Annotated in this window: 11 protein-coding genes; 4 read left to right on the top strand and 7 right to left on the bottom strand. The window is 70.6% G+C overall.

What is annotated here, in order from left to right:
* Window positions 1–61: 61 nt before the first annotated feature.
* The 5 genes from C4U03_RS13095 to C4U03_RS13075 all read right to left on the bottom strand — a co-directional run bounded on the left by C4U03_RS13095 (window position 62) and on the right by C4U03_RS13075 (window position 7,891).
* Window positions 62–934: a MerR family transcriptional regulator gene (locus C4U03_RS13095; RefSeq protein WP_103938029.1), complete on the bottom strand. Its 873-nt coding sequence runs from the start codon at window positions 932–934 to the stop codon at window positions 62–64.
* Window positions 935–1,125: 191 nt separating this feature from the next.
* A complete protein-coding gene (locus tag C4U03_RS13090; RefSeq protein ID WP_103938028.1) occupies window positions 1,126–2,133 on the bottom strand; it encodes a sugar phosphate isomerase/epimerase family protein in 1,008 nt (335 codons plus the stop codon).
* A gap of 148 nt (window positions 2,134–2,281) precedes the next feature.
* The gene (locus C4U03_RS13085) at window positions 2,282–5,350 is read right to left on the bottom strand and encodes a PQQ-dependent sugar dehydrogenase (RefSeq protein ID WP_103938027.1); all 3,069 of its coding nucleotides are present in this window, start codon (window positions 5,348–5,350) and stop codon (window positions 2,282–2,284) included.
* 94 nt (window positions 5,351–5,444) lie between these two features.
* Window positions 5,445–6,578, bottom strand: coding sequence for a sugar phosphate isomerase/epimerase family protein (locus C4U03_RS13080; RefSeq protein ID WP_103938026.1), 1,134 nt, complete (start codon window positions 6,576–6,578; stop codon window positions 5,445–5,447).
* A 137-nt stretch (window positions 6,579–6,715) separates the two neighbouring features.
* Window positions 6,716–7,891 (bottom strand): ROK family transcriptional regulator, encoded by a 1,176-nt coding sequence (locus tag C4U03_RS13075; protein ID WP_103938025.1) that lies wholly within the window; start codon window positions 7,889–7,891, stop codon window positions 6,716–6,718.
* 74 nt (window positions 7,892–7,965) lie between these two features.
* On the opposite strand from C4U03_RS13075, the gene C4U03_RS13070 reads away from it, so the two are divergent.
* From C4U03_RS13070 to C4U03_RS13055, 4 genes are read left to right on the top strand one after another with little or no spacing between them, the layout of a single operon-like run.
* Entirely contained in the window at window positions 7,966–9,477 is a 1,512-nt protein-coding gene (locus C4U03_RS13070; protein ID WP_200827223.1) for a sugar ABC transporter ATP-binding protein, read from the top strand.
* Complete coding sequence (locus C4U03_RS13065) at window positions 9,474–10,487, top strand: ABC transporter permease (protein ID WP_235017829.1); 1,014 nt, start codon at window positions 9,474–9,476, stop codon at window positions 10,485–10,487. The genes C4U03_RS13070 and C4U03_RS13065 overlap by 4 nt, the downstream gene beginning before the upstream one ends.
* A gap of 23 nt (window positions 10,488–10,510) precedes the next feature.
* Window positions 10,511–11,560: an ABC transporter substrate-binding protein gene (locus tag C4U03_RS13060; RefSeq protein ID WP_103938023.1), complete on the top strand. Its 1,050-nt coding sequence runs from the start codon at window positions 10,511–10,513 to the stop codon at window positions 11,558–11,560.
* Between the two features lie 13 nt (window positions 11,561–11,573).
* Entirely contained in the window at window positions 11,574–12,725 is a 1,152-nt protein-coding gene (locus tag C4U03_RS13055) for a Gfo/Idh/MocA family protein (protein ID WP_235017828.1), read from the top strand.
* 549 nt (window positions 12,726–13,274) lie between these two features.
* Here the strand turns inward: C4U03_RS13055 and C4U03_RS13050 are convergent.
* A complete protein-coding gene (locus C4U03_RS13050) occupies window positions 13,275–14,012 on the bottom strand; it encodes a choice-of-anchor P family protein (protein WP_103938022.1) in 738 nt (245 codons plus the stop codon).
* A gap of 33 nt (window positions 14,013–14,045) precedes the next feature.
* On the bottom strand, window positions 14,046–14,382 hold a 337-nt coding region (locus C4U03_RS13045; protein WP_146087359.1), incomplete at its 5' end, for a L,D-transpeptidase.

Raw genomic sequence — 14,382 nt, 5'->3', positions numbered from 1 at the left:
AACTTATTCAAAACTTATTCATACGGGACGGACCGGAGGAGCACAACCAATCGGGAGGAGATCATCGGAAAGCGGCGAGCACCCGGGAGACGGCCTCGTCCAGCGAGGTCACCTGGGCGATCCCGGCCGGCGGCGCGGCGGTCCACCCCGGGCCGCCGACCACGATCCGCTCCGGTGGGCCGGGCAGCGCCGCCAGCGGAGCCGGATCACCCGTCACGGACCGCTGGGCCCAGACGAAGACGACGGCCGGGTCGAGCGCGCTCATCGAGGCGGCCAGCGCGGAATAGGGGGTGCGGGCGCCCAGCACCCGGACCCCCACCCCGTGCTCGCCGGCCAGCACGGCCGCCAGCACGTGCACCGGCAGGCTGTGCTGCTCGTCCTCGGCGCACGCCAGCAGGACCGGACGCAGCCGGCCGGCCGGGCTGCCGGGCGGCTCGCCCAGTGGCAGCAGCGCGGCCAGCAGCCGCTCGGAGAACAGATGCTCGACGTCGACGCATCCGCCGGTCTCGGCCTGCCTGTCGACGATCGCCGCGAAGACCGGCCGCACCAGCCGCTGCCACGTCCAGGTGGCACCGTGCCCGGCCAGCGCCGCCGCCAGCCCGTCCGCGACGGCCCGGCTGTCCAGGGCCAGCGCCGCCTCGACCAGCGCCGGGGCCGAGGGAACGCCGTCCGGCGCGGCGGGCGGGCCGCCGGGCAGCCGGAGCGCCTTGCGGGCGGCCTCGGCCGGCGGCATGCCCTCCCGCACCAGCCGGCTCATCGTCTCCAGCCGGCGCAGGTCGGCCGTGCCGTAGCGGCGGTGCCCGCCGGGGCTGCGCCTGCTGGGGCCGATGCCGTAGCGCAGGTTCCAGGTCCGCAGCGTGGCGGCGGGCACTCCGAGTCTCCGGGCGACGGCGCCGATGCCGTAGCCCGCCTCCTGTGTGCCGTCCTCGTTCATCGATCCGTCCCAAAGCCCGCCTTCCGCCCATTCTTTCGAACTTCGGGACGCTCCGGTTGCCATCGGCGGACCGGGATCACCCGGGCGGGGCGCGTCGCTTGGTTCTTCCCGGACGGTGCCGCCCGGGAAAAGGTGAAGGGCGGACGCGAGGATCTCGCGTCCGCCCTTCACCGGGCGTGCCGGGCGTGCGGTCAGCCGCGGCTGAACGCGGAGTCGAACGACGCGGCCGGGGGCTCGATCCGGGTGAGGCCGCGGATGAAGTTCAGGGCGTCGGGGGCGCCGATGAGGCGGTCCATCCCGGCGTCCTCCCACTCGATGGAGATGGGGCCGTCGTAGCCGATGGCGTTCAGGGCGCGGAAGCAGTCCTCCCAGGGCACGTCGCCGTGACCGGTGGACACGAAGTCCCAGCCGCGGCGCGGGTTGCCCCACGGCAGATGGGAGCCCATCCGGCCGTTGCGGCCGTTGCCGGTGCGGCGGCGGGCGTCCTTGCAGTCGACGTGGTAGATCCGGTCGGCGAAGTCCAGGATGAACCCGACCGGGTCGATGTCCTGCCAGACCATGTGGCTGGGGTCCCAGTTCAGCCCGAAGGCCGGCCGGTGCCCGATGGCCTCCAGGGCGCGCACGGTGGTCCAGTGGTCGTAGGCGATCTCGCTGGGGTGCACCTCGTGCGCGAACCGCACCCCCTCCTGGTCGAAGACGTCCAGGATCGGGTTCCACCGCTCGGCGAAGTCGGCGTACCCGCGCTCGATGGCCGCCTCCGTGACGGGCGGGAACATCGCCACGGTGTGCCAGATCGACGAGCCGGTGAAGCCCACCACGGTGTCCACCCCGAGCCGGGCGGCGGCCCGGGCGGTGTTCTTGATCTCCTCGGCGGCCCGCTGCCGCACCCCCTCGGGCTCCCCGTCGCCCCACACGCGGGCGGGCACGATGTCCTGGTGCCGCTCGTCGATCGGGTGGTCGCACACCGCCTGACCGACCAGGTGGTTGGAGATCGTCCACACCTTCAGCCCGTACTTGTCGAGGATGTCCAGGCGGCCCCGCACGTAGTCGTCCTCGGCCAGCGCCCGGTCCACCTCGAAGTGGTCACCCCAGCAGGCGATCTCCAGACCGTCGTAGCCCCACTCGGCAGCCAGACGGCACACCTCCTCGAACGGCAGATCGGCCCACTGACCGGTGAAGAGGGTGATCGGACGGGACATTCGGCCGCCTCCTTCGGCAGGGGGGAGGGCCTGGAGCCCTCCCCGGTCTACGGTGCCTCGCGCGGGGCGAGACGATGACGCCGTGTCCCCGACGGGGCGGAGGCCGCCTCGCCGGGGACACGGACTGGTGCTACATGGGGTCAGGAGGTCAGGGGGTGACCTCGAACTTCACGGTCTTCTTGGTGACGTGGCCGGCCCTGTCGACCGCGGTCACGACGAGCTCGTGCTCACCGGCCCCCAGGCTCCGCAGCGGGATCGCCTCGCCAGAGGTGATCTTCTTGCCGTCGAGGTCGGCCTTCAGGGTGTCGATGCCCGAGATGGCGTCGGTCGCGGAGAAGACGGGGGTGATGGACTCGTTGATGCCGTACTGCTTGGCCTCGACCCCGCTCAGCGAGACCGCCGGGGCGGTCTTGTCGATGCGGACCTTGGCCCGGCCGACCTCCGACAGGTTGCCGCCGCTGTCGGTGGCCCGGTAGCGGATCTCGGTCTCGCCCTCGGTGCTGATGGTCAGCCCGTTGTTGGGCATGTTGACCCAGGTGGCGCCGCCGTTCAGCGAGTACTGCCGGCTGGAGACCACACCGTCGTCGGCCGCGGTGACGTTGACCGTGACGTTGGTGGTGTACCAGTCGTGCGCGCCGTTGGGCTGGGCCGGGTTGAACGTCAGGTCCGCGGTCGGGGCGGTCGAGTCGGCTATGCCCTTGCCCTGGAAGATGAAGGAGTCCACGTCCAGGCCACCGGTCGAGGTGACGTACAGCCGGCCGGTGCCGCTGGGCGCGTTGTCCAGCTTGACGTTCTTCGTCCGCCAGCCGGAGCCGCTGGAGATGGTGAGGTCGGCGAACGGCTCGGCGGTCGGGGAGTTCCAGCGCAGCGACACCGTGCCCTTGCCCGCGGCCCGCATCTCGACCGACTCGATGCCGGTGAAGTTGACCGGGTCGTAGGCGATGTAGTCACCGGGGTCGAAGCCGGTGATCTTGAACTTGCCGGAGGCGGTGTCGTCGGCGACCCGGGTCAGCCCGCTGTTGACGTCACCGTGCTCGGCCTGCATCAGCTTGGGGTTGACGATCAGGGTCGCCTCGCCGAGCGCCGGGGGAACGCCGTTGGCCCCGTTGTCGCGGTAGCTGACGACGATCACGCCGTAGATGTTCTCGGTCTCACCGTGCTCGGGCGCGTTCACCGGGGTCGGCCAGGCGCCGCTGCAGCCGGTGCCCGAGGTCTCCGGGTGGGCGTGCACGTCGTGGCCGAGGCCGAAGCCCCACTGCACCCGGCTGCACACCGGGTTGTTGCCGTCCTCGGCGTCGGTGACGTTGACCTTGAACGGCAGCGGCTGGCCCCAGTCGAAGAAGCCGCCGTGGACAGCCTTCTCAATGGTCACCACGGGGGCGGTGTTGCCCACGCTGATCTCGGTCGAGATCAGCGCCGCCCGGCCACCGGAGTCGGTGACCCGCAGCCGTGCGTAGTACAGCCCCAGCTCGGTGTAGGTGTGGGTGGCCGTCACGCCGGAGGCGTCGAACGTGCCGTCACCGTCGAAGTCCCAGTCGTAGGTGAGCGGGCCCTCCTCGGTGTCGGTGGACTTGGAGGCGTCGAACTTCACCGTCAGCGGCGCCTCGCTGCTGGAGTTCTTGTCCACGGTGATCCGCGGCTGGGGCAGCTTGTTGTTCGGCGAGTAGTCGATCCGGTAGAGACCGGCGTCGGGGTTGGCGCGGAAGAAGCCGTCGCCGTAGTCCAGCACGTACAGCGAGCCGTCCGGGCCGAACTCGATGTCCATCGGGCTGTCGGTGATCGGCATGGCCGCGGTGTTCAGCGCGCTGTTGGGCAGGAAGTGCTCCAGCTTGGTGACCGGACCGTCCGCGCCCTCGAAGGTGAACGCCGCCAGGTAGTCCTGGGAGAACTCGGCGAAGAACGCCTTGCCGTCCCAGTACTTGGGGAACTTGGTGGGCGAGGGGTTGTTCTCGTCGTAGTGGTAGACGGGACCGCCCATCGGGCCCTGGCCGCCCTGCGGGTCGAAGTCGACCAGACCGGCCCACTCCGCGGGCTGGTGGCTGGGGTTGTCGCCGTAGTACAGGTCGGCGGGCGTGGCCGGCGGGAGCTGCGCGATGCCGGTGTTCCAGCGCGAGGTGTTCTTCGGACCGGCCGCGCAGTCGAACCACTCACGCGGCTGTGAGGTCGCGAAGTTCCAGTCGTTGTAGTTGAAGTTGTTGCCGGTGCAGTACGGCCAGCCGCTGTTCATCGGCTTGTTGAGGGGGGTGATGTTCCACTCGACGTAGCCCAGGGGGCCCCGCTGGGCGTTGTTGGTGCCGGCGTCGGGCCCGTAGTCGCCCCACGACAGCGTGTTGGTCTTGGCGTCCACGTCGATCCGGAACGGGTTGCGCACCCCGGTCACGAAGATCTCCGGACGGGTCTTCGGCGTCCCCGGCGCGAACAGGTTGCCCTCGGGGATCGTGTACGAGCCGTCCTCCTGCACCTTGATCCGCAGGATCTTGCCGCGCAGGTCGTTGCTGTTGCCGGCGCCCCGCCGGGCGTCGAAGCCGGGGTTCATGCCGGGCGCGTCGTTGTTGGGCGCGTAGCCGCTGGCGCCCGGCGCGCCGGCGGGCGTGTTGTCACCGGTGGCCAGGTAGAGGTTGCCGTCGGCGTCCCAGTCCAGGTCACCGGCGACGTGACAGCACTGGCCGCGCTGGACCTCGACCTTGATGATGACCTGCTCGGTGGACAGGTCCAGCTTGCCGCCGTCCCACTTGAAGCGGGAGAGCTGGTTGTAGCCCTTCCAGCGGTCCCAGTACGACTCGTCCTGGCCGGCGGGCAGCGAGTTGGGCGCCGAGCCGGTCGGGGTCGTCTCCGGGTAGGGCCCCGTCATGGTCCGCGGGGCGTAGAAGACGTAGACCCACTTGTTCTGCTCGAAGTTGGGGTCGATGGCGATGGTCTGCAGGCCGTCCTCGGAGTTGGCGTACACCGGGATGGTGTTGATGACCTTGGTGACGCCGGCGGAGGGGTCGGTCAGCCGGATGTCGCCGTTGCGGGCGGTGTGCAGGACGCGCCGGTCCGGCAGCACCGCCATGTCGATCGGCTCGCCGACGTTCTTGGTGAGGGTGACCTTGTCGTAGCTCGACCACTCGGTGGCCGGATCGTGCCCGGGGTGGGCGAGTGCCGGCGTGCTGAACGCCGACAGCGTCAGCGCCGCGGCGCCCACCAGAGCGCCCAGCACCGTTCGGGTACGCTGCATTGGATGATGCTCCTAATAAGGGGGGTGTCAGGAACCCGGGCCGCTACGTCTGCCGCTGCCACGGCAGGACCGCGTAACGGCCCGGTTTTGTGTCCTAAGCGCGCAGATCCGACAGGTTCTTGTAGCTCAGCTCCGCGAACTGCAGGGACTGGGCCGGGTTGGCGGTGCCGCCCGGCGCGTTGTCCTGCTCGTACATCGGGTAGTGGTGCTGGCTCTCCAGCGACCCGAAGAAGCGGGCGTAGTCGATGTCGCCGGTGCCGAACGGCACCATGTCGTAGCCGTTGCCGTTGGCCGGGTTCAGCTTGCCGTCCTTGGCGTGGAACAGCGGGAACCGCCGCTCGTTCGGCTTGACGACCGCCAGCGGGTCGAAGATCTTCGTCTGCACCGAGCCGTCGGGCGCGGTGTAGGTCTTGAACTTGTACTGGGCCACGTGCGCCCAGTAGATGTCCAGCTCCAGGTAGACGTACTTGGGGTCGGTGATCTGGAGGAAGTACTCCAGCCGGCGGATGCCCGAGGAGCGGGTCGGCCGGCCCTGCGCGTCCAGCGGTCCGCTGTCGAGCAGGAAGTTGTAGGCCGCGTCGTGGTTGTGGGTGTACAGCTTGGTGTAGCCGGCCGCCCGGGCGATCTCGCCGAGCTTGTTCCACTTCTCGGCCGCCACGTCCCAGTCGGCCTTGTAGGCGCTGTTGGTGGGGTCGCTGCCGGTGCCCATGTGGTCCAGGCCCAGGATGTTGGCGATCTCCAGGGTCCGCTTGAAACGGTCCAGGTCGCTCTGCGACAGCGGCCAGGAGCTGGGGATGAAGCCGTGGTTGCCCTCGGCCCGCAGCCCGTTGTCGTCGAGCCAGCTGCGCAGCAGCCGGGCGCCCTCGACGGTCTCCAGGTTGGCCCCGCCCTCGGAGGCGGCGTGCTGGGTGTAGCCGGCGAACTCGACCCGCTCGAAGCCGATCTTGCTGAGCGCCTCGAACACCTGGCGGAAGCCCGACGGCAGGTTGGTGGTCCGCGGGTCACGCGAGATCGCGTCCCGGACCGTGTAGAGGATGATGCCGCGCTTGCTGTCGCGGATCAGCGGGGTCTCGGTGGCTGCTGCCCGGCCGGGCAGCGCGGGGACCGCCACCGCGGCGGCGGCGATACCGGTGGTGGCCGCCAGCAGCTGACGACGGCTCAGGCCCAGCCCACGACGCAGTGCCTCGTCCTGCGGGTTCGGCTCTTCTTGTGCATGACGGAACTTCACGCACGTATCCCTTCTGGTGGGACGCGTGCGCCGACCGCGTCACAATGATTCGAGGTCCAGTCCCGTCGGGCGTGCCACCGCCGTTGAGCCTGAGACGCCCACATTGTTACTGCGTGGGCGTGATGGGGTCAATGGGGTCAACCGGTGACCGTCTGGTCGATGGTCTCCGGCGCGAGCACGTACTCGACGATCATGACGGCGGCGCCGATGACGCCCGCCCGGTCGCCCAACTCGCTGGCCCGGATGGTCAGGTGCTGGGTGGCCAGCGGCAGTGACCGGCTGTAGATGGTCTCCCGCACCCCCGCCAGCACCTGCTCGCCGGCCTCGGCGATGTCGCCGCCGAGCACGATGACCGACGGGTTGAAGAAGTTCACGATCGAGGCCATCACGCCGCCGACCTCGCGGCCCGCCTGCCGGATGAGCCGTGCGGCCCGGGTGTCCCCGGCGCGCATCAGCGCCACCACGTCGCGGCTGCCCTGGGCTTCGACCCCCGCGGCGCGCAGCGCCGCCGCCATCGACGCCCCGCTGGCGACCGCCTCCAGGCAGCCGATGTTGCCGCACCGGCACAGCGCGTCCGACGAGGGGACCCGGATGTGGCCGACGTCGCCGGCGGCGCCCTGCGCGCCGCGGTGCAGCCTGCGGTCGGAGATGATCCCGCAGCCGATGCCCGTGCCGATCTTGATGAAGATCAGGTGGTCGACCTCCGGCCCGGCGGCCCAGTGCTCGCCGAGGGCCATGATGTTGACGTCGTTGTCGACCAGGACGGGGGCGCCCAGGCGCTCCCCGAGCCACTCGGGCACCGGGAAGTCGTCCCAGCCGGGCATGATCGGCGGGTTCACCGGCCGGCCGGAGGCGTGCTCGACCGGCCCCGGCAGGCCGACCCCGACCCCGCACACCTGCGTCTGGTCGCGGCCGGTCTCGGCCAGCATCTCCTGGAAGGCGGCGACCAGCCAGTCCAGCGTGGCCTCGGGCCCCCGGTCGATGGGCAGTTCCTCGGCCCGCTCGGCGAGCACGCTCATGCCGAGGTCGATGACGGCCAGCCGGGCGTGCGTGGCGCCCAGGTCGGCCGCGAGCACGACCCGTACGTTCTCGTTGAAGGCGAACGCGGCGGCGGGCCGGCCGCCGGAGGAGATCGCGTCCTCGGTGGTCACCACCCAGCGGTGGCTCATCAGGGCGTCGAGCCGCTGCGACACCGTGGATCGGGCCAGTCCGGTGAGTTGTGCCAGCTCCGCCCGGGTGCGGGCCTGACCGTCTCGGAGGATCGCGAGCAGCGCTCCCGCGCCGATGCTCTGACCGTTGGCTTCACTTGGCATGCAGCTCACTTTACTCTGATCATCGACGGACTTCCGTTGACAGGAATCATAAGTCGCGCCTATCGTCCCGAAACATGCAGGACATGAGGGATCCGTTGCTTGTCATGCGGGGCATCGTCAAGCAGTTCCCCGGCGTCCGCGCGCTGGACGGCGTGGACCTGGAGGTACGGGCGGGTGAGGTGCACTGCCTGCTCGGCCAGAACGGCGCGGGCAAGTCCACGCTCATCAAGACGCTGGCCGGAGCGCACCAGCCGGACGAGGGCACCATCACCTTCGCCGGCCAGGAGGTGCGGCTGACCGGGCCGATCGCCGCCATCAAGCTCGGCATCTCCACCATCTACCAGGAGCTGGACCTGGTGGACGGGCTGAGCGTGGCCGACAACATCTTCCTCGGCCACGAGAAGGCGGCCTTCGGCTTCACCCGCACCGGGGACACCAACCGGGCGGCGGCCGAACTGCTGGGCCGGCTCGGCCACGGCGAGATCGCGCCGACCACCGAGGTGGGCACGCTGCCGCCCGCGGGCAAGCAGGTGGTCAGCATGGCCCGGGCGCTGTCCCACGACACCCGGCTGATCGTGATGGACGAGCCGTCGGCGGCGCTGGCCCACGACGAGGTGGACAACCTGTTCCGGATCGTGCGGGAGCTGACCGCCGCCGGGGTCGCGGTCGTCTACATCTCGCACCGGCTGGAGGAGATCCGCGAGATCGGCGACCGGATCACCGTGCTCAAGGACGGCCGGACGGTCGCCGTCGGCCTGCCGGCCCGCGAGACCCCGACCCGCGAGATCATCTCGCTGATGACGGGCCGCGACATGGAGAACGTCTTCCCCGAGCGCCCGGCCCCCGGCAGCCACGACGGCCGGCCCGAGGTACTGCGCGTCGAGGGCCTGACCGTCCCCGGCGTGGTCACCGACGTCTCCTTCAGCGTCCGCGAGGGTGAGATCGTCGGGCTGGCCGGGCTGGTCGGCTCCGGTCGCTCGGAGATCCTGGAGGCGGTGTACGGGGCGCGCGGCTGCTCCGGCCGGATCGAGCTCAACGGCGCCCCGGTACGGGGCATCTCCTCGGCCGTACGGCTGGGAATCGGGCTGGCGCCCGAGGAGCGCAAGGCCCAGGCGCTGCTGATGGACCAGAGCGTGGCCGGCAACATCACCCTGAGCGGCCTCGGCCTCTACTCCAGGCTCGGCTGGCTGGACCGCAAGCGCGAACTGGCCGACGCCAAGGCGCAGATCGACGAGCTGGACCTGCGGCCGGCCGACCCGAGCCGGCCGATCAGGACGCTGTCCGGCGGCAACCAGCAGAAGGCCGTGCTGGCCCGCTGGCTGGTCAACCGGCGCAAGTTGCTGCTGCTGGACGAGCCGACCCGCGGTGTGGACGTGGGGGCGCGGGCCGACCTGTACGCGGTGATCCGGCGGCTGGCCGACGAGGGCATCGGCGTGCTGCTGGTCTCCAGCGAGCTGCCGGAGGTGCTCGGCCTGGCCGACCGGGTGCTGGTGATCCGCGAAGGCCGGGCCGTCCACCAGTCCGATGCCCGTGACCTCGACGAACACCGGGTTCTTGACATGATCATGGAGGGGAGCGCGCTGTGAACGACACGCGCACGTTGTCGGCGGAGCCGGCGGGCAAGGCGCCGGCGCCGGCATCGTCCCGGTCGGTCCGCGGCCTCGGCGGGGCGCGGCACCTGGGGCTGGTCGCGGCCCTGGTGCTGCTGGCCATCGTCGGGCTGGTCACCCAGCCCGACAACTTCGCCACCTCGTCCAACCTGGTCAGCGTGCTGGCGCTGGCGGCCACCATCGGGGTGATCACGGTCGGCATGACCTTTGTGATCATCGGTGGCGGCATCGACCTGTCGGTGGGCGCGATCATGGCGCTGGCCTCGGTGTGGGCGACCACGGTGGCCACCCAGTCCTATGGGCCGGTGGTGATGGCGCTGTGCGCGATCCTGGTCGGCGCCGGGGCGGGCGCGCTGAACGGCTTCCTCATCTCCTACGGCCGGATGGTCCCCTTCATCGCCACGCTGGCGATGATGGTGGCGGCCGGCGGCCTGGCACAGCGGATGTCGGACCGGCGCACCCAGCTGGTCCGCCCCGAGAACGACGCGATCATGGCGCTGTCCACCACGAAGGTGCTGGGCCTGCCCCTGCTCGTCTACATCTTCGCCGCGGTCGTGGCGGCCGGCTGGGTGCTGCTCAACCGCACCACGTTCGGCCGCCGCACCTTCGCGGTCGGCGGCAACCCCGAGGCCGCCCGGCTGGCCGGCATCGACGTACGGCGGCACACGATGCTGCTCTACACGCTGTCCGGAGTGTGCTGCGGCATCGCCGCGATCCTCATCATGGCCAGGACCACGACAGGTTCCTCCACCCACGGCAACCTGTACGAACTGGACGCCATCGCCGCCGTCATCATCGGTGGCACCCTGCTGACCGGCGGGCGGGGCACCATCATCGGCTCCATCCTCGGTCTGCTGATCTTCACCGTGATCACCAACCTGTTCATCCTCAACGGTCTCAACACCAGCGACCAGCTCATCGCCAAGGGACTCATCATCGTGGCCGCGGTGCTCCTGCAGCGCCGCAGCCTGCGAAGCAGCTCCTGATTCCACCCCCCTGGGAGAACATCATGACCAGCAACGTCGGCCGCCGCCGCTTCCTGCTCACCGGATCGCTCGTGGGAGCGGGAGTGCTCGCCACGGCCTGCACGAGCAACTCCGAGGAGACCGGCAACACCAACCAGCAGAGCGTCTCCACCGGTGGGGACAATGACAAGCCCGGTACGAAGGTCACCATTGGTTTTTCGGCTCCGGCCGCCGACCATGGTTGGATCGCGGCGATCGCCAAGAATGCCGAGGCGCAGGCCAAGCAGTACTCGGATGTGGATTTCAAGCCGGTGGAGCCGACCAATGACATCAACCAGCAGATCTCGGCGGTGGAGTCGCTGATCGCGCAGAAGGTCGGTGCGTTGGTGATCCTGCCCAATGATGGTCAGCAGCTCAACCAGGTGGCGCGTAAGGCGATGGATGCCGGTATTCCGGTGGTCAACCTGGACCGGGTGTTCCCCGACAAGCTGTCGTACCGGACGTGGGTGGGCGGCGACAACTACGGCATGGGGGTGGCCGCCGGGCACTACATCGGCAAGAAGCTCAAGGACAAGGGTGTCGCCAAGCCGGTGATCTTGGAGATCCAGGGGATCGCGACGCTGCCGTTGACCCAGGACCGCAGCAAGGGCTTCGCCGACGCGCTGAAGACCTACGGTTTCGAGGTGACCGCGCAGCAGGACGCCCAGTTCACGGTGGAGTCGGGCAACGAGGTGGCGGGCAACCTGCTGCAGGCGCACAAGAAGATCGACGCGTTGTGGAACCACGATGATGACCAGGGTGTGGGTGTGCTGGCGGCGATCAAGCAGGCCAACCGCAACGAGTTCTTCATGGTCGGCGGTGCCGGGTCGGCCAACGCCATGCGCGAGATCAAGAACGGCGGGGTGCTGGAGGCCACCGTCACCTACAGCCCGTCCATGGCCTCCTCGGCCATCAAGCTGGCCCGGTTGATCGCGCAGGGCAAGGGCATGGCCGACCTGGTGGAAAAGCAGGTTCCGCAGTCCATCACCCTGGCCTCGGAGACCATCACCAAGGACAACGTGGACCAGTACCTGCCGCTCGGCTTTGAGTCCTGACGGGAGCAGATCTGTGGAGGACAACAGGCCCACACTCGGGGTCGGCATGGTCGGCCACGCCTTCATGGGCCGGGTGCACTCGCAGGCGTGGCGTAGCGTGGGGGCGTTCTTCGACCTGCCGGTGCGGCCTGAGATGACGGTCCTTTGCGGCCGGTCGCGGCAGCGCGTCGACGCTGCCGCGGCCGAGATGGGCTGGGCGCACGCCGAGACGGACTGGAAGGCGCTGCTGCGCCGCGACGACGTGCACATCATCGACATCTGCACGCCGGGTGACTCGCACGCCGAGATCGCCATCGCGGCGCTCCAGGCCGGCAAGCACGTGCTGTGCGAAAAGCCGCTGGCCAACACGGTCGCCGAGGCGGAGGCCATGACGGAGGCCGCCCGGGACGCCGCGGCCCGCGGGGTCCGCAGCATGGTCGCCTTCAACTACCGGCGGGTGCCCGCGGTCGCTCTGGCCCGGGACCTCGTTGCGGCGGGACGGCTCGGCGAGATCCGCCACGCCCGTGCCCAGTACCTGCAGGACTGGATCGTCGATCCCGAGCATCCGCTGGTCTGGCGGCTGCAGCGGGACAAGGCGGGGTCGGGTGCGCTCGGCGACATCGGTGCGCACATCATCGACATCGTCCAGTTCGTCGCGGGGCAGCGGGTGACCGGCGTGTCCGGCCTGACCGAGACCTTCGTCAAGGAACGTCCCCTGCCTGAGGAGGACGGCGTCGGCGAGGTCACGGTCGACGACGCGGCCCTGTTCATCGGCCGCCTGGAGGGCGGCGCGATGGCCTCCTTCGAGGCGACCCGGTTCGCCGCGGGGCGCAAGAACGCCATGCGCTTCGAGCTGAACGGCTCGCTGGGCAGCCTCTGGTTCGACTTCGAGGCGATGAACGAACTGTGGTTCCACGACCACACGCTCGCGGCCGAGGAGGCGGGTTTCCGCCGCATCCTGGTCACCGAGTCCGACCACCCGTACGCGGGGGCCTGGTGGCCGCCGGGACACGGTCTCGGCTACGAGCACACGTTCACCCACGAGGTGAAGGACTTCCTGGAGGCGATCGCCGCCGGCACCGACCCGACGCCCTCGTTCGCCGACGGCCTCCGCGTCCAGCGGGTGCTCGACGCGGTCGAGCGCAGCGCCGCAGACGAAGGCTGCTGGTCACCCGTAGAACCCTGATCCCCCGGTCCGGGGGCGCCCCAGATCCCTGAAGCACGGGTCGTCCGTGGAGTCTGGGGCGGCCCCCGGCCCCCAAGCAGATCCCGATGATCTCATTGCACCGGCGTTCCGCCGCGATCGCCTGAGCCCTCCTCCGGGAGGACGACTCCCAGCTCTCCGGAGTGCGGGTCATCCGGCCCCCGCTTCGCCGACGCTCCGCTGCGATCCACCTGTCCCGCCACCTTTGCTCCGCCGCCCGGAGGGTTCGGTCCGGTCCTCATTCCGTCGTCGCGCCGAGACACGGAAACCGGGGAGTGCCACCCTGGCCGAACCCTCCAGGCGGCGGGATCTCACCTCGCAGCGGCTCGTCGCGTACGGCCCGCCGAACCGCGGGACCGGTTGTCCGCCGAGGCCGACCAGGCGCTGTGTCCGGGCCGTGACACCTCGGCACCGGCGATCTCCCCGCCGGACACGTTCCGGCTCGTGCCTGGTACCGGGGTCGTTTTCGCGGAGAAACGGGCGAGGCCCCGTGCGCGGAGCGCACGGGGCCTCGCCCTCGTCACAAGGGGGTCAGCCGGTCACCGGCAGGTCCTTGGCCACGGGGGTGGGTGCGGGCGCCTGCGGGAGGTGTGTGTTGGGCGAGGGCATCGTGCTCGGCGGGATGTCGTGCGGCGGGGCGTCGTCCGGCGGGGTGCTGGGCCTGTGGGTGGGCGCCGGCGCCGCGTCCGACGGGCCGCAGGTGACGGAGGCGATGCTGATCGTCTGGGACCTGCCCGCCACGGGGGGCAGGGCGAGCGCGATCGCGGTGACGGTCAGGCCGCCGTCGGCGTTGCGGACCTGCTTGTTGAGGGTCAGCGAGACCTTGCCGACCCGGTCCAGCGACACCGTGACGCCGCTGTTGGGCGCGGGGCTCGCCTGCAGCCGCCTGCCGGCGATCTCGGCGTTGGCCAGGTGGGCGACGGCCCTGCCGTTCTCGCACCTGACGGTGACCGCCTCGGCGGTCAGCGCGGCCCTGGCGATCCTCAGGTCGGCGACGGAGGCCCGGCCCCGCCCGGCCGCCGCGGCCGCCGTCAGCACCGAGGCGCTCACCAGCGGGTTGCCGGACAGTTCGGCGACGCTCCTGCGGGCCGGCGCGCCGGAGGAGGTCACCGCCGGGGTGGCGGGGATGGCGACCGGTCCGGCGGCGGACACGGCGTAGGCCGAGCCGTGGCCGGCGGCGGCGTGGGAGGCCGGTGCCGCCGCGACGGCCAGGGGCGCCGCAATGACGCCGGCGAGCACGGCGGATCTGGTCAGATGTATCGAACGCATGTCGCTCCTTCGAGAATGCTCGGGGTACGGGGGCTAGACCGTGATGAGGACGGGGGTGCCGAGCGGCACCTTCGACAGCCGGGTCAGCGCGTCGTCGGGCACCCGGACGCAGCCGTGGGTGACGGCCCTGCCGAAGACGGACTCGTCGGCCCAGCCGTGGAAGGCGACCGTGCCGGGCCCGCCGCCGAAGGTGTCGAGCGTCTCCGAGTGCGCTCCCACCGGCATGATCAGCGGGCTGGGCTTGGGGTCGGACGGCTTGAGCAGGCCGAGCAGGAACGTGCGTCCGGCCGGGGTGGGCGTCTTGGCGGCGCCCACCGCCACCGTCCAGGCGCCGATCTTGCGGCCGGACCGCACGAGGGTGAGCCGGCGC

It is taken from the genome of Thermomonospora echinospora, from assembly GCF_900108175.1.
GTDB classification, from domain to species: domain Bacteria; phylum Actinomycetota; class Actinomycetes; order Streptosporangiales; family Streptosporangiaceae; genus Thermomonospora; species Thermomonospora echinospora.
Note: the sequence above shows the minus strand (reverse complement) of the source record. Positions and strands in the feature narration are given on the sequence as shown.

Bases quoted from the DNA above. Each gene is read 5' to 3' on its own strand.
- C4U03_RS13095 (WP_103938029.1), bottom strand. From the start codon at position 934: ATGAACGAGGACGGCACACAGGAGGCGGGCTACGGCATCGGCGCCGTC.
- C4U03_RS13090 (WP_103938028.1), bottom strand. From the start codon at position 2,133: ATGTCCCGTCCGATCACCCTCTTCACCGGTCAGTGGGCCGATCTGCCG.
- C4U03_RS13085 (WP_103938027.1), bottom strand. From the start codon at position 5,350: ATGCAGCGTACCCGAACGGTGCTGGGCGCTCTGGTGGGCGCCGCGGCG.
- C4U03_RS13075 (WP_103938025.1), bottom strand. From the start codon at position 7,891: ATGCCAAGTGAAGCCAACGGTCAGAGCATCGGCGCGGGAGCGCTGCTC.
- C4U03_RS13070 (WP_200827223.1), top strand. From the start codon at position 7,966: ATGCAGGACATGAGGGATCCGTTGCTTGTCATGCGGGGCATCGTCAAG.
- C4U03_RS13060 (WP_103938023.1), top strand. From the start codon at position 10,511: ATGACCAGCAACGTCGGCCGCCGCCGCTTCCTGCTCACCGGATCGCTC.
- C4U03_RS13050 (WP_103938022.1), bottom strand. From the start codon at position 14,012: ATGCGTTCGATACATCTGACCAGATCCGCCGTGCTCGCCGGCGTCATT.